This is a genomic window from Rubrilithobacter danxiaensis (genome assembly GCF_047272945.1).
GTDB classification, from domain to species: domain Bacteria; phylum Bacteroidota; class Bacteroidia; order Sphingobacteriales; family Sphingobacteriaceae; genus Rubrolithibacter; species Rubrolithibacter danxiaensis.
In genome coordinates this window covers 115,452-140,589 of record NZ_JBKOPS010000002.1, presented here as the reverse complement: position 1 = coordinate 140,589, position 25,138 = coordinate 115,452, and the positions used below count along the sequence as shown (strand labels likewise).

27 protein-coding genes are annotated in these 25,138 nt (G+C 38.3%); 14 read left to right on the top strand and 13 right to left on the bottom strand.

What is annotated here, in order from left to right; all coding sequences use genetic code 11:
• Positions 1-69 precede the first annotated feature (69 nt).
• A complete protein-coding gene (locus ACLCDL_RS02680) occupies positions 70-660 on the bottom strand; it encodes a hypothetical protein (protein WP_423146521.1) in 591 nt (196 codons plus the stop codon).
• Between the two features lie 27 nt (positions 661-687).
• The gene (locus tag ACLCDL_RS02675; protein ID WP_423146520.1) at positions 688-1,506 is read right to left on the bottom strand and encodes a hypothetical protein; all 819 of its coding nucleotides are present in this window, start codon (positions 1,504-1,506) and stop codon (positions 688-690) included.
• A 183-nt stretch (positions 1,507-1,689) separates the two neighbouring features.
• On the opposite strand from ACLCDL_RS02675, the gene hisS reads away from it, so the two are divergent.
• Positions 1,690-3,072 (top strand): histidine--tRNA ligase, encoded by a 1,383-nt coding sequence (gene hisS, locus ACLCDL_RS02670; protein WP_423146519.1) that lies wholly within the window; start codon positions 1,690-1,692, stop codon positions 3,070-3,072.
• Between the two features lie 79 nt (positions 3,073-3,151).
• On the opposite strand, the gene ACLCDL_RS02665 is transcribed toward hisS, so the two are convergent.
• The 5 genes from ACLCDL_RS02665 to ACLCDL_RS02645 all read right to left on the bottom strand — a co-directional run bounded on the left by ACLCDL_RS02665 (position 3,152) and on the right by ACLCDL_RS02645 (position 9,044).
• A complete protein-coding gene (locus ACLCDL_RS02665; RefSeq protein ID WP_423146518.1) occupies positions 3,152-3,583 on the bottom strand; it encodes a hypothetical protein in 432 nt (143 codons plus the stop codon).
• Between the two features lie 10 nt (positions 3,584-3,593).
• Positions 3,594-4,883 carry a hypothetical protein gene (locus tag ACLCDL_RS02660; RefSeq protein WP_423146517.1) on the bottom strand — a complete coding sequence of 430 codons (1,290 nt, stop codon included), beginning with the start codon at positions 4,881-4,883 and terminating at the stop codon, positions 3,594-3,596.
• A gap of 4 nt (positions 4,884-4,887) precedes the next feature.
• Complete coding sequence (locus ACLCDL_RS02655; protein ID WP_423146516.1) at positions 4,888-7,215, bottom strand: TonB-dependent receptor; 2,328 nt, start codon at positions 7,213-7,215, stop codon at positions 4,888-4,890.
• 87 nt (positions 7,216-7,302) lie between these two features.
• The gene (locus ACLCDL_RS02650) at positions 7,303-7,671 is read right to left on the bottom strand and encodes a hypothetical protein (RefSeq protein ID WP_423146514.1); all 369 of its coding nucleotides are present in this window, start codon (positions 7,669-7,671) and stop codon (positions 7,303-7,305) included.
• A gap of 209 nt (positions 7,672-7,880) precedes the next feature.
• Entirely contained in the window at positions 7,881-9,044 is a 1,164-nt protein-coding gene (locus tag ACLCDL_RS02645; protein ID WP_423146512.1) for a THUMP domain-containing class I SAM-dependent RNA methyltransferase, read from the bottom strand.
• 67 nt (positions 9,045-9,111) lie between these two features.
• On the opposite strand from ACLCDL_RS02645, the gene ACLCDL_RS02640 reads away from it, so the two are divergent.
• From ACLCDL_RS02640 to gldD, 8 genes are all read left to right on the top strand, one after another.
• Positions 9,112-9,477, top strand: a complete 366-nt coding sequence (locus ACLCDL_RS02640) for a DUF3127 domain-containing protein (protein ID WP_423146511.1) — start codon at positions 9,112-9,114, stop codon at positions 9,475-9,477.
• A 193-nt stretch (positions 9,478-9,670) separates the two neighbouring features.
• Positions 9,671-10,825: an AI-2E family transporter gene (locus tag ACLCDL_RS02635; protein WP_423146510.1), complete on the top strand. Its 1,155-nt coding sequence runs from the start codon at positions 9,671-9,673 to the stop codon at positions 10,823-10,825.
• Positions 10,826-10,930: 105 nt separating this feature from the next.
• Positions 10,931-12,742 (top strand): sensor histidine kinase, encoded by a 1,812-nt coding sequence (locus tag ACLCDL_RS02630; protein WP_423146508.1) that lies wholly within the window; start codon positions 10,931-10,933, stop codon positions 12,740-12,742.
• Entirely contained in the window at positions 12,739-13,431 is a 693-nt protein-coding gene (locus ACLCDL_RS02625; protein ID WP_423146506.1) for a response regulator transcription factor, read from the top strand. The genes ACLCDL_RS02630 and ACLCDL_RS02625 overlap by 4 nt, the downstream gene beginning before the upstream one ends.
• 287 nt (positions 13,432-13,718) lie before the next feature.
• The gene (locus tag ACLCDL_RS02620) at positions 13,719-15,131 is read left to right on the top strand and encodes a tetratricopeptide repeat protein (RefSeq protein ID WP_423146505.1); all 1,413 of its coding nucleotides are present in this window, start codon (positions 13,719-13,721) and stop codon (positions 15,129-15,131) included.
• A 77-nt stretch (positions 15,132-15,208) separates the two neighbouring features.
• Positions 15,209-15,976, top strand: coding sequence for a phosphosulfolactate synthase (locus tag ACLCDL_RS02615; RefSeq protein ID WP_423146503.1), 768 nt, complete (start codon positions 15,209-15,211; stop codon positions 15,974-15,976).
• Between the two features lie 62 nt (positions 15,977-16,038).
• Positions 16,039-16,818, top strand: coding sequence for a shikimate dehydrogenase family protein (locus tag ACLCDL_RS02610; RefSeq protein ID WP_423146502.1), 780 nt, complete (start codon positions 16,039-16,041; stop codon positions 16,816-16,818).
• Entirely contained in the window at positions 16,818-17,402 is a 585-nt protein-coding gene (gene gldD, locus ACLCDL_RS02605) for a gliding motility lipoprotein GldD (RefSeq protein ID WP_423146500.1), read from the top strand. Before ACLCDL_RS02610 ends, gldD begins: the two co-directional genes overlap by 1 nt.
• On the opposite strand, the gene ACLCDL_RS02600 is transcribed toward gldD, so the two are convergent.
• Positions 17,403-17,765 (bottom strand): thiol-disulfide oxidoreductase DCC family protein, encoded by a 363-nt coding sequence (locus tag ACLCDL_RS02600; protein ID WP_423146499.1) that lies wholly within the window; start codon positions 17,763-17,765, stop codon positions 17,403-17,405.
• A gap of 61 nt (positions 17,766-17,826) precedes the next feature.
• Between ACLCDL_RS02600 and ACLCDL_RS02595 the strand changes: the two genes are divergently transcribed.
• The 3 genes from ACLCDL_RS02595 (at position 17,827) to ACLCDL_RS02585 (ending at position 20,911) form a co-directional block, all read left to right on the top strand.
• Positions 17,827-18,465: an MBL fold metallo-hydrolase gene (locus ACLCDL_RS02595; protein ID WP_423146497.1), complete on the top strand. Its 639-nt coding sequence runs from the start codon at positions 17,827-17,829 to the stop codon at positions 18,463-18,465.
• Positions 18,466-18,548: 83 nt separating this feature from the next.
• Positions 18,549-19,775, top strand: coding sequence for an FtsX-like permease family protein (locus tag ACLCDL_RS02590; protein WP_423146495.1), 1,227 nt, complete (start codon positions 18,549-18,551; stop codon positions 19,773-19,775).
• Positions 19,776-19,885: 110 nt separating this feature from the next.
• A complete protein-coding gene (locus ACLCDL_RS02585; protein ID WP_423146493.1) occupies positions 19,886-20,911 on the top strand; it encodes an LLM class flavin-dependent oxidoreductase in 1,026 nt (341 codons plus the stop codon).
• A gap of 21 nt (positions 20,912-20,932) precedes the next feature.
• Here ACLCDL_RS02585 and ACLCDL_RS02580 read toward each other — a convergent pair whose 3' ends face one another.
• From ACLCDL_RS02580 to ACLCDL_RS02560, 5 genes are all read right to left on the bottom strand, one after another.
• A complete protein-coding gene (locus ACLCDL_RS02580) occupies positions 20,933-21,349 on the bottom strand; it encodes a YgaP family membrane protein (protein ID WP_423146492.1) in 417 nt (138 codons plus the stop codon).
• Between the two features lie 165 nt (positions 21,350-21,514).
• Complete coding sequence (locus ACLCDL_RS02575; RefSeq protein ID WP_423146491.1) at positions 21,515-21,742, bottom strand: hypothetical protein; 228 nt, start codon at positions 21,740-21,742, stop codon at positions 21,515-21,517.
• A gap of 155 nt (positions 21,743-21,897) precedes the next feature.
• Complete coding sequence (locus tag ACLCDL_RS02570; protein ID WP_423146489.1) at positions 21,898-22,119, bottom strand: CDGSH iron-sulfur domain-containing protein; 222 nt, start codon at positions 22,117-22,119, stop codon at positions 21,898-21,900.
• A gap of 345 nt (positions 22,120-22,464) precedes the next feature.
• The gene (locus ACLCDL_RS02565; RefSeq protein ID WP_423146487.1) at positions 22,465-22,590 is read right to left on the bottom strand and encodes a hypothetical protein; all 126 of its coding nucleotides are present in this window, start codon (positions 22,588-22,590) and stop codon (positions 22,465-22,467) included.
• A gap of 394 nt (positions 22,591-22,984) precedes the next feature.
• Positions 22,985-23,395, bottom strand: a complete 411-nt coding sequence (locus ACLCDL_RS02560; protein ID WP_423146486.1) for a response regulator — start codon at positions 23,393-23,395, stop codon at positions 22,985-22,987.
• Between the two features lie 289 nt (positions 23,396-23,684).
• Between ACLCDL_RS02560 and ACLCDL_RS02555 the strand changes: the two genes are divergently transcribed.
• Together ACLCDL_RS02555 and ACLCDL_RS02550 are read left to right on the top strand one after the other, a co-directional pair.
• Positions 23,685-23,966 (top strand): hypothetical protein, encoded by a 282-nt coding sequence (locus tag ACLCDL_RS02555; RefSeq protein WP_423146485.1) that lies wholly within the window; start codon positions 23,685-23,687, stop codon positions 23,964-23,966.
• 17 nt (positions 23,967-23,983) lie between these two features.
• Positions 23,984-25,132: a M28 family metallopeptidase gene (locus ACLCDL_RS02550; RefSeq protein WP_423146483.1), complete on the top strand. Its 1,149-nt coding sequence runs from the start codon at positions 23,984-23,986 to the stop codon at positions 25,130-25,132.
• Positions 25,133-25,138 lie beyond the last annotated feature (6 nt).

Below are 25,138 nucleotides of genomic sequence, written 5' to 3'. Positions count from 1 at the left end.
AATGAAAAAAAGGAGAGTATCAAGACTCTCCTTCAGTTAATAGTCCGGAAAACAAACTATTAGTACTAATTATTGAAGTTTTTTAGCAATATCACTCATTGGAAGAGCACTGGCAAATTTTACCACTGCATCTTCGTTAAATCCTTCTGCTTTTAAAGTAAGCAAGGTAGAACCCATTGGAACCTGCACGTCGTAAGATAATTTTGAATCCGTATCATTTTTTTGTACGAGTGCTTTATATCCTTCTATTTTAATTATTTTTTGATTTCCGTTTCCGCCCCGGCCAATAAAGGGAATAGCTAAAATAGCGTTGATAGAAGAAATAAGGGGTGAATTGCTAATAATTTCAATGGAAACAGTTTTATCAGCAGATCCGTAATCACGATGAATTACTGCGCCTGCAAAGCCTGCTGCACCAGAAACATTATCATTTGCTGTATTAACACTTAGCGTCTCCATTTTTTCCGGCAAAATTTTTAGTACTTCTTTACCGGCCATTAGGTCAAGCTCCTGAAGCATTTGCTGCATAGCAAACCTTGAATCTTCCAGTTTACCAGCTGAATAAGCGGTACGGGCAGTAGCCAGGTTTTTATTAAAGTTCTGCGCATAAAGGGAAATCCCCGAAACAAGAGAAAGTATAGTAAGAATCAGTGTTTTCATTTCTTTAATTCGTTTAACATCATGGATTTATTTTTCGCCTAATGTTTTTTTAATGCCGTCTAAATCAAACTCGCCGGCAGCGTTCATCAATTCCTGCTCATTAGCAAAATTTACGCCCTCGAAAACAAGCAGAGAAGTTTGCCCGAGTGGGACGCTAAGTTTATACCCACTGCTTTCATCGTATTCAATCACTGCCCTGTTCCCTTTCAGTTTGGTTTGTTTCCAGTCTTGCTTTCCTCCTGTAGTTTGCCCGTAAGATCCATTTGCCAGAAACATATTAATGGCCGACATCCATACAGAATTATTTGCAAGTATTAAAGTAAGTTGTTTATCATCCTTGAGGTACTCGCGGTGAATAGTCAAGCCGGCCCAGCCAAAACCAGTGCTTGTAACCTGGTCCTGATCTGCTACTTTAGGCAAGCCTGCAACCGATTCGGGAAATGATTTTAACAACTTCTGGCCAATTTCCATTTCCACACCCAGCATAGCCTGCTGCAGGGCATAACGTGCTTCGCCATAGCTTCCGGATTTGAAAGAGCTTTCCGCACTGTTCAAATTTTCCTTCACATCGGGTGGAGTAGTAACCAGTCCAGCGCCACCTTTATTGGTCGGACGGTTCCGGCTGTTTCCGTTGTTAACTACGCCCGGACCATCTCCTTCAGCAGGGGACGAATTCGTGTTACGGTTTCCTTTGCCATTAATAGCTTCATCTGTTTTTTTGTCGATCACCTTTTCTGCAGCATCAGCAGCCTTTTGTTTAAGCCTGTTCAATAATCCCTGTGCGTTAGATGATTCGCATAGAAAAAACAAGGCAAAACACACCAGGAAGGCTTTTATTCTCATCATAATCAGTTAGTTTTTAGATGTATATTAAATTTACAAGTTTATGTATTAATTTCCTTACAAAACAATAAAATCTTTTCCACTACCATCATGACGATAAGAAAGCATGTATCGCTACAGCGCTGAAGAAATTTTATTACAATTTGAGAAAGGTTAATTTTTACCGGCTATTTGTACATTTGCCGAATGGCTGCTATTAAACCATCTGTACCAAAAGGAACCCGCGATTTTTCGCCGGCTGAAATGGTAAAACGTAATTTTATTTTTGATACCATTAAAACTGTTTTCAGGAAGTTCGGTTACCAGGAAATTCAGACTCCTGCTATGGAAAACCTCTCAACTCTTACCGGAAAATACGGAGAAGAAGGAGATAAACTGATTTTTAAGATTTTAAATTCCGGTGATTTTCTTTCAAAAATTGACCAGCAAAAGCTTACAACTTATAACTCCCAACTTATAACCTCAGATATCTCGGAAAAAGCCCTTCGTTACGATCTCACTGTTCCTTTCGCCCGGTATGTGGTGATGCATCAGAATGAAATTTCTTTTCCTTTCAAACGTTTCCAGGTGCAACCGGTTTGGCGTGCAGATCGTCCACAGAAAGGTCGTTACCGCGAATTTTATCAGTGCGATGCGGACGTGGTAGGATCGGAAAGCTTATTGAACGAAGCGGAATTTATTTTAATATACTACGAAGCCTTAAGTAAACTTGGACTGAAAGACTTTACTATCAAAATCAACAACCGTAAAATTCTTAGCGGAATTGTGGAGGTGATAGGTAAACCGCAACTGATTGTTGATATGACTGTAGCTATTGACAAATTAGATAAGATAGGTTTTGAAGGAGTTACAAAAGAGCTTATTGACAGAGGTTTTACATCTGAAGATATTGAAAAGCTAAAACCTGTAATCTTACTTGAAGGACAAAATGAAGAAAAGCTGGAAAGTTTAAAAAGGGTATTAGCAAACTCGTCCACAGGGTTAAAGGGTATAGAGGAAATAGAAACGATCTTTGAATATGTAAGCCTTCTTGCCTCTCAGCTCCCAACTCTTAACTCTAATCTTGAGCTTGACATTACACTTGCCCGTGGTTTAAACTATTACACCGGTGCCATATTTGAAGTAAAAACCAACGAAGTGGTAATGGGAAGTATTGGCGGCGGAGGAAGATACGACGACCTGACAGGAGTTTTTGGGTTAAAAGGATTAACCGGGGTTGGAATCTCTTTCGGCGCAGACCGAATTTACGATGTGCTGGAAGAACTTAATCTTTTTCCGGATAATTCAACAGAAACTACCCGTGTATTGCTTACTAACTTTGATGGTGATGCGGAAAAATTTGCTTTACCAATTCTTCAGAGATTAAGAACTGAAGGAATTGCTGCCGAGCTGTATCCCTCTTCTGCAAAAATTAAAAAACAGCTAAGCTACGCTGACGATAAAAAAATTCCTTTTGTAATAATGATAGGAAGCGAAGAGATTCAAAGCGGCAGTCTTACCCTGAAAAACATGAAAAGCGGTTATCAGCAGAAAGTTAGCTTAGAAGAATTGATTCAATTGGTAAAATAGCAGTTCATGAAAAACGAAGCCGAGGTAGTTCTAAAACTCTCGGCTTTGTTCAAAAATTTTAATTAGTAATCCCAGCCTGTTATTTTTCTTCACTACTTAAGTATTCATTCGATCTTTTTAATACTTGCTTGTACAGGGTGTCTATTGATTGAATTTTTAATTTTTCAGCATTAAAATAGGCTACTGCTTCGTCATTAGTTTTATTACCCAATTCTGCATCAAACTTATGCATCCAGTCATTCATTAAATCATCGGCATGAACTAATTGAGCAGTCAGATCGGAAATTTCCTTTTTCTTATTCCGGATATTTATATCGTGCTGATTTTTTAAGGTATCTAAATTTTTTGCAAGAGTATCGAGCTTCCTTTTGTTTCTATATGCCAGCTCATAATCAATCATTACTTTATCGTGAATGGCTACAACATCATCCCGAACAGATTTATAGTTCGGAGACTGGTTACAGGAAATAAACAAAGGAAGGATTATTAATATACTGAGTAACACTTTCATTTTGCTCTATTTATAATTTAATTAAAGAATAATAAACTGTTTCCTTCCCTTTCTCTTCTCTAACCCAGGCAGCGAGAATCTTATTACCAACGCGAGTAGCAACTGCATGATGCTCCGCAAATTTACCGCTTGTAACTGCTATACTTCTTTCTTCATTCCCGTTGCTTAAAATTCTTAAAATTATTTTTGAAGCTGAAGCAGGAGAATGGTTATGATTCATATTCATACCTGCATGTGATTTTATTTCCATACCAGCTTCATGATGTACTGAAGAACTTTCTTCACAGATAAAGGCCAGCTTATCATCAGAAATTGGAATTAATTGAGGATGGCGCCCAGCAGCACTAAGTAAGGATCGCGGACTAAATGCGGTTGATGAATATGAAGAATTGCTATAGTATATTCCCGGCGTACCTCCTGAGGTAAACCAAACGGCATTTATTCCCTTACTGCCTGCCGCCAGCGAAGGGCCGGAATGCGGGCAGCCCTCAATCGCCCAGTTATCTTTGCTTAATGCTTTAACAGGCAAAAAGGTACGCCCGTTATCTTTTGAAACTGTATATACCATATCCCGAACTTGTTTTCCCAACATTGCGGCCGGATATGTTATACTGCGGTAGGCAATATGAATAGCTCCCTGCTTGTCGGTAAGAAGTGCCGTACGGCAACATTCACACGTACCTTTTTCCAGACAGGTATCAACACCAAAACCTTTCCCTTTACTGGTAGCCGAAAAGAACAGGGCTGATCCTTTTATAGATTTTCCATACCGGCCATCTAACCATATTGCAGCTATCTCGCCATTTTTTAGAACCGAGAGATCAAAAAAACTACGTCCGTAAGTATGAGAAGTATCTGAATGAAGGTAGTTTTCTTTTGTCCAGTTTTTCCCGTTATCAAAAGAAGTACTGTAATAAATGGCTCCCGCGTAAGGATTTTTTTCATTTTCAAAACGTTTGGCAAATACTGCTATTACTGTTCCGTCAGACTTAAATGCTACTTTATTCATGCTTTCTGCCGAAACGCTTGTTCCCGCAGATCCCGGAACTGTAACTGTCGCTTTAAACTTCCCCACTTCGGAGTCGAAAATCGCATATTTAAGTCGGTATAGCGAATCAGAAGGACCTTTTGCTGTCCAGCAAAGAACAGCATTTCCATTATTATCATGTGTAAGATAAGGACTTGTTGTTTCTGCAACTGTGCTGTCGGCAAGAGTTGCAGTATAAGTTTCTTTTCCAGGCTGGCAGGAAATAATACCAAGCAGGCTGAAAAAAATGATGCTTAAATAAACAGATTTCATAAAATTAATTTGTTCTTGTGGGCAGTGTATAACTTAATCCTAAAGTGACGGTTCTGGGAGGAGCCGCATTGTAAGTAACTCCATACTGATTAGCTGTTACAGTAGTAGCATATAATTTATCCGTAAGGTTAAGTGCATTTAACCAGATACCTACCCCCTTTGCCTGGTTCTTTTTCAGATCGTAACCTAAACGAAGGTTAAAAACATCGTACCCATTATAGGTTTTAGAATTAGCAGAGTTTATATAATACTCACCTACCCGCTGCCACTCTACTGATGAACGAAACCCTTTTACAAAAGCTGGTTTGAACATGATTTCCGAATTAACAATCCAGGCTGGTGCATTAGTCATCCTGTTGCCATTATAAGTAGCGGTTTTTCCAAAACTAACCTCGCTGTATTCCACGTAAGTATGCCGGGCATTGGTGCCGCTAAAACGAAATTGAAACTGTGCAGACGGAGAATAAGTTATAGTATATTCAACGCCCAGATGTTGTGTGGTGCCTGCGTTTTGGTTCTGGGTTGTATTATCGGGCATTAAAATACTTATAATTTCATTTTTCCCCCGCATAGCATACAAACTGGCTTGTAAATTAACTTTCTGATCTAAGAGAGGAATCCATCCCCCAAATTCATAATTATAAAAAACAGCCTGTTTTAAAGGAGTAAGCTGCCTGGAGCCGTAAAGCGTGCTGGTTTCGGGCGGCTGAAATCCAATACTGAAATTAGTATACACTCCTGCACCTTTTCCTAAATCGTAAGTAGCGCCTATTTTAGGTGCAAGAACATTAAAATTGTTTTTCTCTTCCTGCTTGTACTTAGTTTGGCCGATAGGTAAGTTATTTCTGAAATTATAAATTACACGATCATAACGCAACCCGGCTACAATATGCAAAGGCGCTGTTGGATTAATTTCATATTGCATATAAGCCGCCGTATTAAATAAGCGGATTTTATAATTATCAATCAGCGAATCAGTATTGGTATAACCCGTATAATAATTCCGGCTTATGTCTTTATTAATTGTAAGGAAGTCGGCACGATATGAACTTGGGCTGTTATCCAAATAAAAACCGGCAATCAGCTGTGAATTTAAAAAGTTGAAGCGGCTACTATGCTGAAGTAAAAACCCATAGCTGTTAAAGCTCTGATTATTCTCCTGGCCCGCAGATCTCATGTACTGGCCTGTTGTATTCCTGATATCCTGTATATAATAACTCGGCAGCTGCCCTGTAGAATTATCGCGAAAAAAAGCAGTAAGAAATGTTGAATTGCAGCTATTCCAGCTATGATCGACCCGCGAACTGGCCCTGAAAGCGCTTACTTTTCTGTACGTAAAGCGCTGATTACTTCCGTAGCTATGATTATAAAAACGGGCACTGTCTAAATTTCCGGGTGTTTGCGTATTCAAGTAATTATACGTTCCTGTAAAAGTTAGGTGTGTTGTGGAATTAATATCGTATGTAGTCTTTACGGTTCCCGAATACTTATCAAAATCAGTGTAGTCCTGCCAGCTGTTTTCCTGATGAGCAGCGTATCCGCTTAAAAAAACTCCCAGCTTTCCGGCTGTAAAGCTCCCCCTTGCGTCTGTCCGATAGTAATGATGAGTATCTCCCTGTAAGGAAAAATGTCCGGATTGGCTAACAGGTCGCTGACTGATAAAATTTATTGCACCGCCAATAGCATTGCTCCCATATAAGGATGAAGCGGGGCCTTTTATCACTTCTATGTCCTTTACTTCATTCATATTAATTTCATAAAGCGCATTGTGATTAAAGATGCCGGTCGGCCTTATAGGTAAGCCGTCTTCAAGGTATAAATAAAGTGCATTATATGTTATGGGCTGACGGATAGCCATGGTATGTTGCTCGTTCCCGAGATTCACCATATAAACGCCCGACACCTTGTTTAAAAGCTGGTACAATGCAGTTGCTTTGGTATCTTTAATGGTTGAAGATTTTATCTTATCAATAGCCAGCGGTATTTCTTTGCGGTTACGCTGTTCGCGATTAGCCGATACTACTACTTCTTTTAACGAATTAACAGCCGGGCTTAAAAGAACCTGCATCTCTTTATCGAAAACTGAGAGTTTTTTAGAATAATAACCTGTTGAGGAAATTATAATCGTATCAAATTTACTGTTAGAACTGATAGAGAAATTACCGTCCCTGTCAGACAAAGTCCCTTCGTTTGTATTTTGTATCCTGATACTGGCACCGAAGAGGGGCTCGTGAGTTTGTGCATCTGATATATTGCCCCGTACAGCATTTGTTTGAGCAAATGACTTATGTTGAAAGGCAATAAGCAAACACAACAGAATAAAGTGTTTCATATACTTAGTCCTGAAAAATTAATAATAAGATATACCGGCAGCAGAAAAAGACTTTCTATCCTGTAACCGGAATTACTAAAAGAAGGACTAAGCTTTAGGAGGTTGAAAAACTACAGAAGAATATCGGGGAAGATTGAAAGTTGGTTCGGCGAATCCGGATTTCAATAGCGGCCTGACAGGAGCAGTCAATAGCGTTTTTTCAATTAAAAAGGCCTCCTGGAAATGGTTTTTTTGGGATTCGCGTTCCTGATTTCTTTCTTTTTGTTCTGCTTGTTTTATCTTTTTTGCCAGGTAACATTTACCGTTGCAATGCATTTCGGGTTTATCCCTGTTCTCACAAAGTTTAGAAGTAATATAGTTTTGATTAAGTTCAAAGCCTGCGTAAATGAACAGTTTGCTGAAATTTGCTGTCAGCACCGTAAAAATTAACAGAAAGGCTGTAAGGCTCTTGAACATTGTTTAACAAAGGTAGAGGGCATTATTATTAAAAACAAGCAAAAAGGGCGTTTATGATGAAGATCATATTTAAGCCTGGCCTGAATTGCTGGGTGTTTCGGTCTTATATCTTTTCAAACAGCTCGTCCATTTTTAGTAGAAAGCCTGGAGTCAGGATCCGAAAGCATGCCTGTTAATTTACAATTAACGAGCAGTAACTGCTAACTCATTTATTCTTCCCGCCTTGTACCTTCATACAATTCATATTCCAGAAGGCGGCAATCCAGCTTACCGTTGTAAAACTCAATGCGGCGGGTGGCTTTTAGCCCTATTTTTTTAGCCAGATCAGGATTTCCGGTAAAAATGTACCCGTAATAACCTTTACATTTCTGTTTCATAAAGTCACCCATTCGCTTGTAGGTGGCTTCCAGTTTGGTGTGAACTCCAAGGCGTTCACCGTATTCGGGATTAAATAAGATTACGCCTTTTGCTTCAGGAACAGTAGTTTCTGCAAAATCACATACTTCAAAATCTATTAAATGATCCACACCAGCTGTTTTTGCATTTTTTCGTGCAACATCTATTGCGTCTTCAGAAATATCAGTAGCTATAATTTTAAAATCTATCTGTTTTTTGGCCTGATCTTTCAACTTACGCCGTTCTGCAAAAAATACCTGCTCATCATATCCGAGAATATGCATAAAGGCATAATTCATCCTGAAAAAGCCCGGCCTTTTATTAGTTGCAAGTAATGCGGCTTCAATTGCCAGCGTACCTGACCCGCACATAGGATTAATAAACGAACTGTTTAAATCCCACTTGGTGGCCATAATCGTTGATGCTGCAAGGGCTTCCAGCATAGGCGCTTTTCCGGGAATTTTGCGGTAAGAGTGTTTAGAAAGTGTTTCTCCGGATGTATCCAGGAATACTTCAGCACGATCTTCCTGCCAGTATAAATGCACTACTGTTTTATTGGCGTCAGAACCTGAATTAGGACGGATTCCTTTCCTTTCCTTTATCCTGTCGGCAATCGCGTCTTTTACTTTCAGATTGGCAAATAAGGGAGTTGTAATGTGTTCGTTATTAACGTTTGATGTAACCGAAAAATAACCCGAAAAATCGATCAGTTCTTCCCAGGGGATCTCAAGGAGTTCTTTATAAAGTCGGGCCGGATTTTCTGCTGAAAAGGTTCTGATAGAGTACAATACCTGGCTCGCACATCGCAAATTTAAATTGAGCGGAATACAGTCGCTCACCGTTCCCTGCAATTCAACTCCTGTACTGAAAACACGGTCGATCTTAAAGCCTAAATTCTCTACTTCTGATTGTAAATAAGGCGATAAACGCTTATTACAAGTTATAATTATTTTACTTTTTGTGTGGAAAACTTCCATAATGATTGTTCAAAGTTAATCAATTAAAATTGGCAGATTTGGTTTTACTATTTAAACGAAAAAGATCATGGATATTAAGGGAAAAGTACACGAGATATTACCGGTTCAAAATGTAACCGAAACCTTTAAGAAACGAGAACTGATTATAGAATTTGCAGAAAATCCGCAATACCCTGAATTTATAAAATTTGAAGCCCTGCAAGATAAGGTAAACCTTTTTGACAACCTGAAGGTAGGTGACCAGGTTGAGGTGTTCTTTAACTTAAGAGGGCGCCCTTGGACAGACCGTAACGGAAAAACAGCTTACTTTAACACCTTGGTGGTTTGGCGAATAAATATATTAAGCGGTCAACAAAATACAGCTCAGACACCTGAATATGCTCCGCCTGTTGATATAAGCTCTGCCCCAGACGAGGACGATCTTCCATTCTAAAAATATCAGAGAGTGTTCAAAAAATAACCTTGCACATTTGTAAACGTGCTGTGCATTGCAATTGTTAAAGGTTCCTTCAACTTTTTGAACACTTTCTCTCTTCCGCACCTTTTCTTCCTTTTTAGCTAATCTGCATCAAAACTGAAAAACATTTTTAGCTTTGAATGTTAGCATTATAAAGAAGCTGAATTCTATGAAAGAAATGCCCATTACGGTAAGAAGATCCATTGAACTTTTAGGATTATTTCTTTTAGGCGCTTTAATAGTTATCGGGAAAGGTATAATAATGCCGATACTTATGGCATTTTTTATCAGCCTGGTTCTTTTACCTGTATATCAGTTCTTTAAGCGTAGAAAGCTGCCCGATGTATTCTCTATATTTCTCTCGGTTTTATTACTGGCGCTATTGGCAGCGGGTATTATTTGGTTTTTTTCTTCACAGGTTAGTGCGCTTATAGCAGATTTCCCTCAAATACGTGCAAATGTTACCAAACATTTAAACTCGCTTAGCGAATGGATAAACGACATTGCTGATTTTTCAACTACTGAACAATTAAAGTTTATAAATGAGCAAAGCAATAAGCTTTTAAACTTCTCAGGAGAACTTTTAACCGGTGCCGCTACCTCACTCACTTCAGTACTTGTATTTCTTGGCTTATTACCTATTTACATTTTCCTTATCTTATTCTACAAAAATTTACTGTTGCGATTTGTTTTTTTATGGTTTCCCGAAGAAAATCATGAAAAAGTGAAAGACGCCATGCTCGAAACAAAAGTTATCATTAAAAGCTACCTCATCGGGCTGCTTATCCAGATCACTTACATAACCATACTTTTAGGGGGAATTTTATTACTCTTCGGCATTAAACATGCCATACTTATCGCGGTAATTTTTGCGTTCCTGAACCTGATACCTTATGTAGGCGCTCTTTTCGGCAACCTGATCGGTGTTATGCTTACGCTTACCTCTTCGCAGGAATTATGGCCAATATTTGCCGTATTAGGAACAATTGCTTTCGTTCAGTTCCTGGATAATAATATCCTGATGCCACGCATTGTAGGCTCAAAAGTTAAAATAAATGCCCTGGGAGCAATTGTGGGTGTTTTCATCGGTGGCAGCCTTGCAGGTGTTTCCGGAATGTTCCTCTCTTTGCCTGTAATAGCTATTTTGAAAATCATTTTTGACCGCTCTAGAAACTTCAAACACTGGGGAGTGCTGCTTGGAGATGAAAGGCCAGAGGAAAGTCCAATGAACTTGTCCAGGTTACGCTCTAAAAGCGAACAAGTACAAAAAGAACTCGAAAAGGAAAACGATGTAGAACCAACCGACAGGGGTAATAACAATTAGTCCTGTAGCTATTTCCTTGCTACCAACTTAATACTGTAATCTGCTTTTGTTAAAAAATGTTAAACAGAAAAGGTATGCTTTCTCCGTTACGTAAATTTGTAAGGAATGAAGAAAAAGAGTATTAGCCTTATTATTGGATTGATGAGTGTTGCATTGTTGGGCGTTTTGGCTATGCAGTATTATTTTATTCGCGAATCTTACCGCTTAAAATCTCAGTTATTCGACCAGTCTGTAAATGAAGCACTGAACATAGTAGTTCACAAACTTGAGAAAAGGGATGCCATGCTTTTCCTGAAAAAAAGAGCTGAACAACGGTTAAAGTTAAAATCGGTAAACGATACAGTAGAAGCTATCAAGAAAAGGCATGCACCATATCAGGCGAATCAGTTTGCCAGAAATCTTAAGTTAAGGCAGCAAAAAATCGATAAAGACTTTCGCCTTCGCGATAGCCTGCTAAAGTTACGGTATCCGAAAGCGTTTGTTATAAATAACGATTTTTATGAAACCTACATTAAGAATAAAAACGCCGAAGACCTGAATAAAGTAAAAGTACAGGTAAGTGTTCAGCAGGCCGTTGACGAATACGGAAGAATTTATCAGCAGCAGGAAATAGGCCTTTATGTAGAAAAACAGGATGAAAAACCAATAAAAAAAGGCCGTAACGACAGTGTTTATTATTTTGTTGAAGACCCGGTGCTTGGATATCAGGTAATTTCTTTACCCCGAATTAACAGCAAGCTTAAGGAGAGTTTAAAAGAACAGGAAAAACAGGTTAAAAAAGTAAATAATTACCTGGATTCTGTAAAAACCGTTAAACAAAAAACAGCGCTGTTTGAAGACCTCGCCAATGAATACGAGCAATCAAAAGTTCCGTTATTTGAAAGGATCAATCCAAAACTGATTGATACCTTATTGCAGGCAGAGCTTACAAACCTTGGCATCCAGCTTCCGTATAATTACCAGGTTCGGTCAGCCCAGTCAGATTCCGTTCTGTTTACAAAAATAGTAGACAAGGGCGCAACTGCTTCAAACTATAACACTTACAGTACCAGCCTGTTTCCAAAGGAAGTTGTAAAAGAATCCGGAGTTTTATCCATCACATTTCCAACAAAAAGAACATTCATGTTTGAGAATATGGATGCCATACTTGCTTCCTCATTTAGTTTGCTGCTTGTGCTGGTAGGCTGTTTTTCTTATACTATTTTTATCATATTCCGCCAGAAAAAGATTTCGGAGATGAAAACCGACTTTATTAATAACATGACGCATGAATTCAAAACTCCTGTGGCAACCATCATGATTGCCAGTGAAGCGTTAAAAGATCCCGAAATTGCAGAAGACAGAAAACGGGTTGACCGGCTGGCTGGAATTATTTATGACGAAAATGTGCGTTTAGGTGATCATATAGAACGTGTACTTAACATTGCCCGTATTGATAAGGATAATCTTAAACTTGATTTAAAACAAGTAGAAGTGCACGACCTAATAACGGCCGTTGCGGACAGCATGTCATTGCAACTACAAAAACGAAATGCAGTTATAAATTTAAATCTTGATGCTTCTAAAACCACTATACTGGCTGATGAGTTCCACTTGAGCAATGTTATCTTCAACCTGATTGATAATGCCTCAAAATACAGCAAAGAAAATCCGGAAATAACCATCAGTACCATCATTACAAATAAAAACCTGGTACTGAAGGTAGCTGATAAAGGCATTGGTATGAGCAAAGACCAGTTATCGAAAATATTTGATCAGTTTTACCGTATCCCAACGGGCAATTTGCACGATGTTAAAGGTTTTGGATTGGGTTTAAGTTACGTTAATAATATTGTAAAACGCCTGCAGGGTACCATCCGCGTAAAGAGTGAAAAGGATAAAGGCTCAGAATTTGAACTAATTTTCCCGACAATATGAAAAGATTATTGCTTGTTGAAGACGACCCGAACCTCGGAATGCTATTACAGGACTATTTACAGTTAAAGGGGAAATTAGAGGTAACACTTGCAAAGGACGGCGAAGAGGGTTTGAAATTCTTCAATGACGAATCTTTTGATTTGTGCATCCTCGATGTGATGATGCCTAAGAAAGACGGCTTTACCCTCGGAAAAGAAATAAGAGAGATCAATCCTCAAATCCCTATCATTTTTGCTACGGCAAAAGGGATGATGGAAGATAAGGTTGAAGCCTTTACCCTGGGCGGCGACGATTATATAACGAAACCGTTTCGGGTAGAAGAATTATTATTAAGGATAAACGCTTTACTTAAAAGAGTTACAAACCAGGAAAAAACAGCATCAGAAGAACAATCAAAATTTGAAATAGGAGATTACCAGTTTGATTATACAACACAGGTAATCACCAGGGGAAATGTGCAGCAAAAGGTCTCAACAAAAGAGGCCGAGCTGCTAAAAATGCTATGCCTGAAAAAAAATGATGTTTTAACACGCGAAGAAGCTCTCATCACCATCTGGCACGATGATAACTATTTCAACGGTCGCAGTATGGATGTATTTTTAAGTAAGCTTCGTAAATATCTGCGTGACGACCCGAGAGTAGAAATCCTGAATGTTCATGGAAAAGGATATAAACTCCTGGTAAATTAAGCCATAATAACATTACCATCCCACTCTTCTGTTAGTCAGCTAAAAATTGTATATTGCCTGTAAAGGGGACAAAACATTAAATTATCGGGTTGTATTTTACCCACATCTTTTACCACCTAATTTAATCTCTTCCAAACAGTTGAAGAGCTTATACACCGGGTGTTGAAAATTATTAAACTTAATTTTTTTTAAAAAAAGTAACTTGAAATGCAAACAAAAACCAGAAGTGGTTTTTGCGGTTCTATTTAAAAGCCTGTTTCAGGTTTCGTTCTTAAACGTATTAATGAATGGAAGAAGATTTTGAATTTAATTTCTCTGAAGATCCCAGATTTTCAGTAGAGCGTTATGAAGAAATGATTCGCAATCACGATCAGTATTTCTTCGACGCTCAGGCCTTTGAAAATATAATCGATTACTATATCGAAAAAAACGATCCGATCAAAGCATTACAGGTTGTAGATTACGCGGTTAGTCAGCATCCTTTTGCAGCCGTGTTTTTGTTGAAGCAGGCGCAGCTTTTTGTGGTTACAGGCCAGCTCGAAAATGCTTTTAACGCATTAAATAAAGCAGAAACATTAGAGCCGTCAGAAGCTGATATTTATACTATACGCGGAAATATATTTGAGGGCATGGAACGCCACCAGGAAGCGCTTGATAATTATGAAAAAGCGTTAGGACTTGCTGAAACTACTGACGAAATTCTGCTTCACATGGCTTATGTATATCAAAACATGGGCGAATACGACACAGCAGTAACTTTCCTGAAAAAGTGCCTGAATCAGAATATGGAAAACCAGGATGCCTTATATGAACTGGCTTTTTGCTACGATGTTCTGGACAGACAGGAAGAAAGTATCCAGTTCTATAAACAATACATCGATACGGAGCCTTATTCATACGCTGCATGGTATAACTTAGGGAATGCTTATAATAAGCTGAGCCTTTTTGAAAAGGCCATTGACGCGTACGATTATGCAATCATAATCAAAGAGAACTTTGCATCGGCCTATTTCAACAAAGGTAACTCGCTTGTTCATCTGGACCGTTTTAACGAAGCGATAGAGGTTTATAAACAAACGTTTGAATATGAGTCGCCAAATGCCGACACCTATTGTGCTATTGGCGAATGCTACGAGAAATTAGAAAAGATGGAGGAAGCTCGATCGTTTTACAAGAAAGCCGTTAAGCTTGATTCCACCCTCTCTGATGCATGGTTTGGAATTGGAGTAACACTCGATGCTGAGGACCGCTATTTTGAAGCTCTACATTTCTACAGGAAAGCACTGGAGCTGGATGATAAAAATCCCGATTATTGGTTTGCTATTGCAGATGCGCAGTATAAATTGAGCCGTCTGGATGAATCGGAAAAAGCATACGAAAAAGTAGTAGAGCTAAATCCGCTGGATGTTGAAGCCTGGCTGGACTACTCCTCCATACTGTACGAACAGGATAAAATTGTTGCCGCAATTGAAACAATGGCAGAAGCAATTAAAACAAATCCGGATGCTGCAGAGCTTTATTATCGTATGGTTGCCTATTTATTTGCTGATGGTCAGTACAATGAGGCGCTGAACTACTTACAAATCGCTCTTACCACCGATCCGGCCAAACATCCGATACTTTTTGAATATCTACCTCATTTACAGGAGAATAAAGTAATAATAGATATCATTAACAGGTTTACCCGCTTTATTGATTAATGTGAGTTTGCATGTTTTTCAAATCCAATACTTAGTTTTACCAAAGTATTGGATTTTTTTTTGAGATTTGCAGCCGTATGAACTACAATTTAAAAAATATTCCCGATCGTACCGAAAAGCCACGTGAAAAAGGATTAACCATGGTGATGGATAAAGGCTTAAGTATCCGGGAAGTAGAAAATTTTCTTGAAGTTGCCGGCCCACATACCGACATTGTAAAGTTAGGCTGGTCAACCTCCTTTGTTACTCCCAATCTGGAAGACAAGTTACAAGCATACAAAAATGCCGGAATGGGTGTCTACTTTGGCGGAACTTTATTCGAAGCTTTTGTTATCAGAAATCAGTTTGATGAATACCGACGCGTTCTGGATAAATTTAAAATGGAATACGCCGAAATCTCTGACGGCTCTATTGAAATTCCTCACGAAGAAAAATGTGGCTATATTCGAAAACTAAGTGAACAGGTTACGGTTATATCGGAGGTTGGCTCAAAAGATGCACAAAAAATATTTGCTCCTTACAAATGGATCGCTTTAATGAAAGCCGAACTTGAAGCAGGTTCCTGGAAATTAATTGCCGAATCAAGAGAAGGCGGAAATGTAGGAATTTACCGTGACTCCGGCGAGGTTAGGCAGGGCTTGGTTGACGAAATATTAACCCAGATACCTGAAGAAAATATAATATGGGAAGCTCCGCAGAAAGATCAGCAGGTTTGGTTTATTAAACTTTTAGGCGCTAACGTAAACTTAGGAAATATAGCCCCTGCTGAAGTTATTCCTTTAGAAACGATCCGTTTAGGTTTAAGAGGAGATACTTTTGATCATTTTCTTAATAAAATAAAGTAATCAGGCCAGCATTGCTAAAAGTGAGGAAATATTGATGCTCACCTTGCCAAAACACAATTTAAATGAGAAAATTTGGTTTAATCGGATATCCGTTAGGACACTCCTTTTCTAAAGACTATTTTACCAATAAATTTAAAAGAGAAGGTTTAACTGATTGCGAATACGAAGCGTATCCTCTTCCGAGTTTAAGCAATTTTGAGGAATTTATACGTTCCACACCAGGATTGTGCGGGCTTAATGTAACAATCCCTCACAAAATCGGGATTATGTTTTACCTCGATAAGGTAGAAAAAGCCGCAAAAGCTATTGATGCGGTAAACTGTATTAAAATTGTTAACCATAATCCGGCAGCCTCTTATTTTTCAGGAGAACTTAGCTCCATGAAAGTAAAACTGATCGGCTATAATACCGATTGGATCGCATTCCAGGAATCTTTAAAGCCATTATTAACCAAGCAGCACAGCAAAGCACTGATTCTGGGAACCGGCGGAGCATCGCGAGCAGTAACCTATGCTTTGAACAATTTAAACATTGATTACAAGCTGGTTTCCAGGCGGGCCAACCGGAAACAAATAAGTTACTCGGATCTGTCAAGGGATCTAATAGAAGATTATTCGCTGATAATTAATACAACTCCATTAGGTATGTCGCCCAATACAGCTGAGTGTCCGGATATTCCTTACGAATATATTACTGCAAAACATCTGCTTTACGACCTGATCTATAATCCTGTTGAAACAGAGTTTTTAAAACGCGGAAAAGAAAGGGGCGCAGCGGTAAAAAACGGAATGGAAATGCTGCATCTCCAGGCAGAAAAAGCCTGGGAAATATGGAATGAATAATGAAAAACAAACTCCTGTATTTCCTGGTTCCAGTTCTGTTTATGTTGATGGAAACATCCTGCGGAAATGATTATTCACCCAAGCCACGTGGCTATTTCCGAATCAAACTTCCTGAAAAAGCTTACCAGAAATACGATAGTTCCTGCCCTTATTCGTTTGATTATCCTGTTTATGCGAAAATAGTTCCTGATAGTGCAAAAGATGCAAAACCCTGCTGGATCGACGTAGTATTTCCGGAATTTAACGGAAGAGTCCATTTAAGTTATCAGCCGGTAACTTCAAAAAAGGTTTTAGATGAACTTACGGAAGATGCCCGCACTTTCGCATTCAAACATACGGTTAAAGCAACTTCAATTGACGAAGGAAAAATCACTTATCCCGACAGAAAGGTATATGGAATATACTATACTATCGAAGGAAATACAGCTTCTTCGGTACAGTTTTTTTTAACTGACAGTACCCGGCATTATTTAAGGGGCGCTTTATATTTTAATGAAGAGCCGCGTATTGATTCGATTCAACCTGTACTGGATTTTGTAAAAAAGGATATCAACGTAATGATAAAGTCCTTTAACTGGAAATAACTATTTCCTGATTGCGTTAGGATAAAGATCTCTGCGATACCGGGCAACGATTTTATAGATCAGCCTTGCAATAAAAATGAAAGGAACGCTTTGAAAAACAGAAGCAAGAAAATTGCTCCAATGCCCGGATTTTTTCCAGATTTCCAGCATAGCGTCTGCACCCCGATATATTTTACCGCCGGAAATTACATGAATTTGCTTTTCAACTTCTGCAGGAGATAACGCAGGATAGTTTTTTAAAAATTCGGTATCCTGATAAGGAACCAACTGAAACTGCTGCATGTTGTCCAGCTTCCGGATCCAGCCTGTAAAACCGACACACATCCGGCAGTGCCCGTCGTAAAGAACAATCGTTTTATTCATTGGCCTTGCTGAAACAAAGATACGCATACTTCGTTCTGATTTTGTTTATTAATTTGCGGTGATGATCCAGATTAAATCCTTTGTATGCAATCCTTACCAGGAAAATACGTATCTGCTGTACGACGAAACCCTGCAATGCTGCGTAATTGATCCTGGTATGAATACAGGTCCTGAACAAAATACAGTTGCAAAGTTTATCAGCGACAATAAGCTAAACCCAACACTGCTGCTAAATACACATTGCCATATTGATCATGTTTTAGGTAATAAATGGATTTACGATAGTTACAGTCTTAAGCCCAGGTTTCACCGGGGAGAGTTGCCCGTGTTAACAGCTGTTCCTGCGTATGCACCTCAAATGGGCATTCGTTATGATGTCTCACCACTTCCGGAAGAGTTTCTGGACGACAGCGGAACAGTTCAATTCGGAAACACAACTTTAGAACTGATTTTTTCTCCGGGACATTCCCCTGCCCATTTATGTTTTTACAACAGTGCGGATAATTTTTTAATTGGTGGCGATGTTCTTTTCTACGGAAGCATCGGCCGTACAGATTTGCCCGGGGGGAATTTTGACCAGTTAATAAATAATATTAAAACAAAATTATTTAAGCTTCCCGACAGTTGTAAGGTATATCCCGGACATGGCCCTGCAACAACTATTGGGCATGAAAAACAATTCAATCCCTTTTTAAAATAAATGAAGTTGATGCTGGTGCTATTGCAAAATTCCATCCTTTATGATCACAGTGTTTTTAAATCTTACTTTTAACTAAATACATCGTGAACACGCCTTTGTACATAGCAAAACGGTATCTTTTCTCAAAAAAATCCCTCAATGCAATTAATCTCATTTCCGGCATTTCAATTTTAGGCGTTTTTGTAGGAAGTGCGGCCCTGATCATTATCCTGTCTGTTTTTAACGGATTCGAGCAGCTCGTACTCTCTATGTACAATACCCTTACACCCGAGATCAGGATTGAACCAGCTGAAGGGAAAACCTTTAACCCGGATACAGCTTATTTTAAAGAATTAAAAAAAGATAGCCGCATTGCCAATTATACAGAAGTACTGCAGGAAAAAGCATTACTTCGATATGGTAAATCACAATATATCGGGTTGGTAAAAGGAGTAAGTGAGGGTTATACCGCAGGGAAAGATTTGGACAGCGCTGTTGTTGACGGATCATTTACGCTTAAGAAAGATGGTACTGATTACGCTGTAATAGGATCGGCAGTACAGGCGTACCTGTCTGTAAACATTCATAGTGAATTTCAGGATCTGGAAATCTTTTCACCACGAAAAGGTGCGGGAAATGCTATAAATCCGGCCGAAGAATTTGTGATGAAAACCATTCATCCTAAAGGAGTTTATGAGATTCAGCAGCAGTTCGATGAATTTGTAATTGTACCTATTGACTTTGCCAGAGAATTACTGGGTGAGGAAAAAAATATATCAGCAGTAGAAATAACGCTCAAACAGGGAGATTTAGTGAATTCTTTTCAGAAAGAACTTAAAAAAGATCTTGGCAAAAATTTCGTTGTCAAGAACCGGATACAACAGAACCAATTACTGTACAAAATCCTGATATCTGAAAAATGGGCAATTTTCCTGATCCTGACCTTTGTTTTAATAATAGCTATTTTTAACATTATAGGTTCGCTAACCATGCTGGTAATTGATAAAAGAAAAGATATTGCAATTTTAAACAGCATGGGCGCAGCTCCTGAATTTATACGAAGCATCTTCTTTACCGAGGGGATGATGATCTCGCTGATAGGCTGCGTTGCGGGAATGTTTACCGGTTTTGTTTTCTGTATCCTTCAACTACAGTACAAATTTATTAAAATGGACCAGCCCAATCTTACTACAGATGCATACCCGGTGAATCTAAAATGGACCGACTTTGTACTGGTATTTTTTACTGTTTGTATAATTTCCGTTATAGCGTCTTATATATCCTCCAGGTTAAGTGTAAAAAACATTTCGAATATGAAAGAGGATCTTTAGGAGAACTTCATCAATAGCTGGAAATAACTTGTTTCCTATCTCTACTTGTATGCACTGTCAAAAAAGATTTTTATAAAAGCAAAATGGAATGATTTCTGATTATTTATTAAATGAAAGAAACCTTAGCAGAAAATAAGAGAACAATACCTTTATCCATTTTAGACTTGGTTCCTATTCTTAGCGGAAAAACTGCCATGGATTCGTTTAAGAACAGCCTTGATCTTGCCCGCAAGGCAGAGCAGTTCGGATACAAACGTTACTGGATGGCGGAACACCACAACATGGCCGGCATTGCAAGTTCGGCCACCTCCATTTTAATTGGCTATATTGCCGGCGGAACTTCCTCCATTCGTGTTGGTTCAGGCGGAATTATGCTTCCCAATCATGCCCCTCTGGTAATTGCCGAGCAATTTGGAACATTGGAATCGTTATATCCCGGAAGAATTGATTTAGGTATTGGCCGTGCTCCCGGCACCGACCAACTTACAGCACGAGCGTTAAGAAGAGATGTTACCGAAAGCATTGATGATTTTCCGAGAAACCTGGATGAGTTAAGAACGTATTTGTCTGCAGAGAATAGTATCTCTAGGGTCAGAGCGGTACCGGGTGAAGGATTGGATATCCCGATCTGGTTGCTGGGCTCGAGTACTTTCAGTGCTCAACTTGCTGCTATGCTTGGCCTGCCTTTCGCTTTTGCAAGTCATTTTGCGCCCCGGCTTTTACACACATCGCTGAAAATTTACCGCGATACTTTTCAGCCATCCGAGTTCTTGCAGAAACCATATGCTATGGCAGGAATCAATGTAATTGCAGCAGATACCGACGAAGACGCTGAACTTCTTGCATCTTCACTATACTCATCTTTCTTAAATGTGCTAAGAGGCACACCAAACCCTTTAAAGCCTCCGGTAAGCGACATGGATGTAGTATGGAGCCCTTCTGAAAAATACGCTGTGCTGCAAATGCTGGATTATACTTTTATAGGCGGACCTGAAAAAGTAAAAAAAATGCTTCAGGCCTTTACAAGGGAAACTGAGATAGACGAATTGATTATCGCTTCACATATTTATGAACACGAAAAGAGAGTCCGTTCTTATGAAATTCTTTCAACTATTGCTCCTGTAATAAATTCTTAATTTACTACAGGAGGATTTCCCTTAGGATAAGGAATTATAGTCTGATCCAAGATTATCACTCATCAGACCAGGCGAACCTGAACCCCAGGACGAACCCATGTATGTTGAAGCCATCTCTGTGGATGAACCCATTGCTGCCGCGGCGCTCGATACAGGTATGTTTCCCTTTGCAGCTTCCTCTGTACTCAAGGTTTTATTATCAAATTTTGACTTAACAGGACAATTGCCCGTTACTCCACGGTATATTAATGCACCTCCTGCCGCTATTTCCAACAAAGATATTAATGGACTTGAAAAGATAGTGGCAAGGCCTTTCAGGGCAATAAAAGAACCTGTTCCTAAAGATACTATCCTTTCTGACATCTCTATATTTGCAGTTGCATTATGCTGAAACAGATAATGTTTTAAATTACCCAGGTTGTTTGATATATTCTTCATGGCTTTACAGATTACCTCTATAAATAACCGCATATGTAGACGATAGTTTTCACGTTGCACCTGAATAAGTAAAATGCAATGGAACAAAAAAAGCTCCCGTTAAGGAGCTTTATGAAAACTTATTAATACTGTAATAGAAGTACAGCTATAAAAGCGCTTACGCTATTACTGATTTGCTGCTGAATCAATGGTATCAGTCTTAGCATCTGCTGCTGAATCAATCGCATCAGTTGTAGCATTAGCTGAAGAATCAATTGCGTCAGTTCTTGCATCTGCAGCAGAATCTATAGAATCTGTAGTTGCTTCTGTGGATTTGTTCGAATTACAAGCTGTAAACGATACAGAAAGAGCAAGTGATAGAGCGAAAAAACTGATTTTAAATAACTTTTTCATTTTGATAGATTTAGTGTAAAAATTAATTTAATACTACTTAATTCCTTGTTTTAAGAAATAGTAACCTTTAATTTTTGAAAAAGTTTTTTTTGTTCAGTTAACGCTAATTTTTTTGCTTTTATTTCTCAAAGTGTGCAATAAAACCTGTTATCCGCTTATTTCTTGGGCGGCAGGCTAAAAGCAACAGCTTCATGTTCAAAATGCCCTTTATGAGATGCATCGCAAAAAGGCTTATTTTTTGAAAGGCCGCAACGGCATATTGATACCATTTCTCTTCCTCCCAGATCATACACATTTCCGTTCTTATCTACAATTTCAAAATCACCTTCCACACGAAGTGATCCATTACTGTTTACCGTAATTTTAGTTTTAGCCATCGTTAAAAATTAAGCGGCAAAAGTAGAAATTAAATGCTCTTATTAATAATTTTTAGAATTTACGGGTTACTTTTTCAATCTGCTGGTATTAATCAGTAGGTTTATAATTGGTTAGTTTGAGCGTCTCCATCCTCCCCGTTTGGAGATGCTCTGTTTTTATACCCCCAGTAATTCCTGAAGCTAAGGCAAGATTCTATAAATAGTAAAGGGCAACAGTTATTCACCGTTACCCTTTATTGATTAAAAAAAGATTGAATTCAATAGTACTACTATGAATTCTATTGAATGGTTTTTAATAAGTAGAAATAGTTGAACTTTAAAATCCTGTAAAAAAATCGGAAGTGTTTAGGCACGATTCATTGCAATTACCGTTTTCCCTTTTTTTGTTTTAAAAGCTCTTAAATCATTTTCCAGAATTGCTTTCAGTAATTTATCGGCGTTTTGACTGGTTTTAAAGGTTAATGTTTTCATATTCCTGGTTAAGCCAAATATGTGCCAATGCTATTTTTACTTTAAAAAAGTTCTTTTCAGGAAGCAAGCAAAGAAAAGTGTATCTTAAAAAGGACGACCCGCTGTGTGTTTTTTATTACTGGTTTATATATTTAACAATAAAAAAAGCCGTCGAGAATTTGGAAACTAATAGGGAATGGCACACATCATTCGCTATTACACTGAGTTTTCTCGACAGCTATAATTGTTTTATAGATAGATATGAGGTCGGAAGTGGATTCGAACCACTGTAGAAAGTCTTGCGGACTTACGCCTTCCTATCAGCCATCCGACCTGATTTTGTATCTTCAACATCGTTTCCGGGAAATTGTGTGAAGAAAATTTTAATATGTGTAAAAAGTGAGAAATTGTACACTTAATTCTCGGCTAAAGCAAGTTCGGCCTGCATAATCGTCCGACTTAATTCTTGCATTGTTACCGGTTTAACTATATAATCTGTTACTTCCGAATAACCTTTTGCACGTTCAATATCTTCCTGCCAAATGGAAGAACTTACCATATATAAAATTATTTTCTTTCCAATCCTTGGCTTTACTCTTCTGAACTCCTCTAAAAATTCCCAACCGTTCATAACCGGCATGTTTATATCCAGCAAAATAATATCGGGTACAGAATTTATGTCATCTATAATAGATTTTAAATGTTCAATTGCTTCGAGGCCATTTTTAAATACCAGTAAACCTTTACACAGTTTTTGGCTGGCAAGCATCCGTTCTATTATTAATGCCTGGATCGGATCGTCATCTACTATACACGCTATTCCCATAGTTGATTTTACATTATACCTTTTATATGCCAGAATTATGCCGCATCTGCAAACACCAAAACTTCTATAAACAAAAAAACATAAAACCTGTTGATTTACTATTTATAACGCATTTTTTTGTTGTAGTTATAAGTTTTTCTCATTTATTAAAGTGAGGAATTACTGTAGAAAATTCGAAGCGTATTTTATAAAGTTGAGAAATACCCTCCACAGATTATTCAATTTATCATCTTGTATAATCTGAAGAAAAAACTTGCGTTATACTGTAAATCTTGTAGTAAGAAGAGCAATGAAAGAGATTAATTTCTCAGTAGGGCCATATACAATAAAAGCTCGTAAAGCAGTAGCGCAAAACAACAATATCCCAAGTAAGTTTATAAGCACTTTCGGGCAACAGTTGTCGCAGGTAAACCTGGAATCGGAAGTGTATAACCTGATAATAAATGGGAGCGACCGGTTTTATTTTGTTCCGGGCATAAACCTGCTGGTTATTTATTTTCTAAATGAATTTGTTCCTTATCCCGAATTATCCCAATATCTTCACGAAATAAGCAGGGCTTTAACTGTGTAGAATTGCGATGATTTAATATGAATTTACGACCTCTTCTTTGTATCTTGCTGTTTGCACAAAGTTCTTTTGCACAAGATATTCACTATTCAAAAAAGCTGATAGACACGTTGACATCTTCTTCATTTTGGGGAAGAGGGTACATAAAAAACGGCTCGGAGAAAGCTGCCGGTTTTATCGAATCAGAATTTAAATCAATAGGATTACAGCCTTTAAACGGAAAAAATTATTTTCAGCCGTTTACCTTTCCAGTAAATACTTTTCCTGGTAAAATGAACGTTTTTCTGAATGGTAAAAGATTGGTTCCGGGCAAAGATTTTATCGTAAGTCCGGAAAGCCGTGGAATAACCGGAAGTATTAATTTAACAGCAAAAGACAGTGCGCACTTCATTAACCAAGAGAAAAAAGTGCTGGTTTCATTAGAAGATAAACTAACAGCGTCCGTAGCACAAATGCAATCAGAGTATACCCATATACTGCTTAAAAAAGAATCAATTAAAGAACAGCCATCCCGAGCCAGATTAGCCATTGATGCTCATTTTATAGACAAATTTAAAGCAGTAAATATTTGCGGTATCTTAAAAGGAACTTCACAACCAGACTCTGTAATTATTATTTCTGCGCATTACGATCATTTGGGTGGAATGGGAGCCAAAACATTTTTCCCCGGAGCGAATGATAATGCCAGCGGCACTGCCTTATTACTTAATCTTGCAAAATACTATGCGGCAAATCCACCCAAATATTCTATAGCTTTTATTTGTTTTGCCGGAGAAGAGCTGGGCTTACTTGGGTCTGAGTACTTTACCGTCCATCCTTTAATTGAGTTAAGCAAAATTAAATTCCTGATAAATCTGGATCTTGTCGGTACCGGGAATGAGGGTATTACAGTGGTAAACGCTAAACAATTTCCAAAGGAATTTTCAATATTAAATGAAGAGAATGACAGATATAAATTAATAAATCATATTAATGCACGAGGCAAGGCAGCTAACAGCGATCACTACTGGTTCTGTGAAAAGGGAGTTCCTTCTTTTTTCATTTATACCCTGGGAGGAATTAAGGCCTATCATGATATTTTTGATCGTTCTTCTACACTTCCGCTTACAGAATATACTGATTTGTTTACGCTTATAGTTAAGTTTAACCAACGTTTAATGAATAATTAATTACAA

Coding starts and splice junctions, on each gene's coding strand:
- ACLCDL_RS02665 (WP_423146518.1), bottom strand. CDS start 3,583: ATGAAAGTGTTACTCAGTATATTAATAATCCTTCCTTTGTTTATTTCC.
- ACLCDL_RS02560 (WP_423146486.1), bottom strand. CDS start 23,395: ATGGGAATAGCGTGTATAGTAGATGACGATCCGATCCAGGCATTAATA.
- ACLCDL_RS02600 (WP_423146499.1), bottom strand. CDS start 17,765: ATGAATAAAACGATTGTTCTTTACGACGGGCACTGCCGGATGTGTGTC.
- ACLCDL_RS02585 (WP_423146493.1), top strand. CDS start 19,886: ATGAAAGAAACCTTAGCAGAAAATAAGAGAACAATACCTTTATCCATT.
- ACLCDL_RS02680 (WP_423146521.1), bottom strand. CDS start 660: ATGAAAACACTGATTCTTACTATACTTTCTCTTGTTTCGGGGATTTCC.
- ACLCDL_RS02645 (WP_423146512.1), bottom strand. CDS start 9,044: ATGGAAGTTTTCCACACAAAAAGTAAAATAATTATAACTTGTAATAAG.
- ACLCDL_RS02625 (WP_423146506.1), top strand. CDS start 12,739: ATGAAAAGATTATTGCTTGTTGAAGACGACCCGAACCTCGGAATGCTA.
- ACLCDL_RS02565 (WP_423146487.1), bottom strand. CDS start 22,590: ATGAAAACATTAACCTTTAAAACCAGTCAAAACGCCGATAAATTACTG.
- ACLCDL_RS02610 (WP_423146502.1), top strand. CDS start 16,039: ATGAGAAAATTTGGTTTAATCGGATATCCGTTAGGACACTCCTTTTCT.
- ACLCDL_RS02595 (WP_423146497.1), top strand. CDS start 17,827: ATGATCCAGATTAAATCCTTTGTATGCAATCCTTACCAGGAAAATACG.
- ACLCDL_RS02660 (WP_423146517.1), bottom strand. CDS start 4,883: ATGAAATCTGTTTATTTAAGCATCATTTTTTTCAGCCTGCTTGGTATT.
- ACLCDL_RS02555 (WP_423146485.1), top strand. CDS start 23,685: ATGAAAGAGATTAATTTCTCAGTAGGGCCATATACAATAAAAGCTCGT.
- ACLCDL_RS02650 (WP_423146514.1), bottom strand. CDS start 7,671: ATGTTCAAGAGCCTTACAGCCTTTCTGTTAATTTTTACGGTGCTGACA.
- ACLCDL_RS02570 (WP_423146489.1), bottom strand. CDS start 22,119: ATGGCTAAAACTAAAATTACGGTAAACAGTAATGGATCACTTCGTGTG.
- ACLCDL_RS02675 (WP_423146520.1), bottom strand. CDS start 1,506: ATGATGAGAATAAAAGCCTTCCTGGTGTGTTTTGCCTTGTTTTTTCTA.
- ACLCDL_RS02575 (WP_423146491.1), bottom strand. CDS start 21,742: ATGAAAAAGTTATTTAAAATCAGTTTTTTCGCTCTATCACTTGCTCTT.
- ACLCDL_RS02655 (WP_423146516.1), bottom strand. CDS start 7,215: ATGAAACACTTTATTCTGTTGTGTTTGCTTATTGCCTTTCAACATAAG.
- ACLCDL_RS02640 (WP_423146511.1), top strand. CDS start 9,112: ATGGATATTAAGGGAAAAGTACACGAGATATTACCGGTTCAAAATGTA.
- ACLCDL_RS02620 (WP_423146505.1), top strand. CDS start 13,719: ATGGAAGAAGATTTTGAATTTAATTTCTCTGAAGATCCCAGATTTTCA.
- hisS (WP_423146519.1), top strand. CDS start 1,690: ATGGCTGCTATTAAACCATCTGTACCAAAAGGAACCCGCGATTTTTCG.
- ACLCDL_RS02550 (WP_423146483.1), top strand. CDS start 23,984: ATGAATTTACGACCTCTTCTTTGTATCTTGCTGTTTGCACAAAGTTCT.
- ACLCDL_RS02635 (WP_423146510.1), top strand. CDS start 9,671: ATGAAAGAAATGCCCATTACGGTAAGAAGATCCATTGAACTTTTAGGA.
- ACLCDL_RS02615 (WP_423146503.1), top strand. CDS start 15,209: ATGAACTACAATTTAAAAAATATTCCCGATCGTACCGAAAAGCCACGT.
- ACLCDL_RS02630 (WP_423146508.1), top strand. CDS start 10,931: ATGAAGAAAAAGAGTATTAGCCTTATTATTGGATTGATGAGTGTTGCA.
- ACLCDL_RS02580 (WP_423146492.1), bottom strand. CDS start 21,349: ATGAAGAATATATCAAACAACCTGGGTAATTTAAAACATTATCTGTTT.
- gldD (WP_423146500.1), top strand. CDS start 16,818: ATGAAAAACAAACTCCTGTATTTCCTGGTTCCAGTTCTGTTTATGTTG.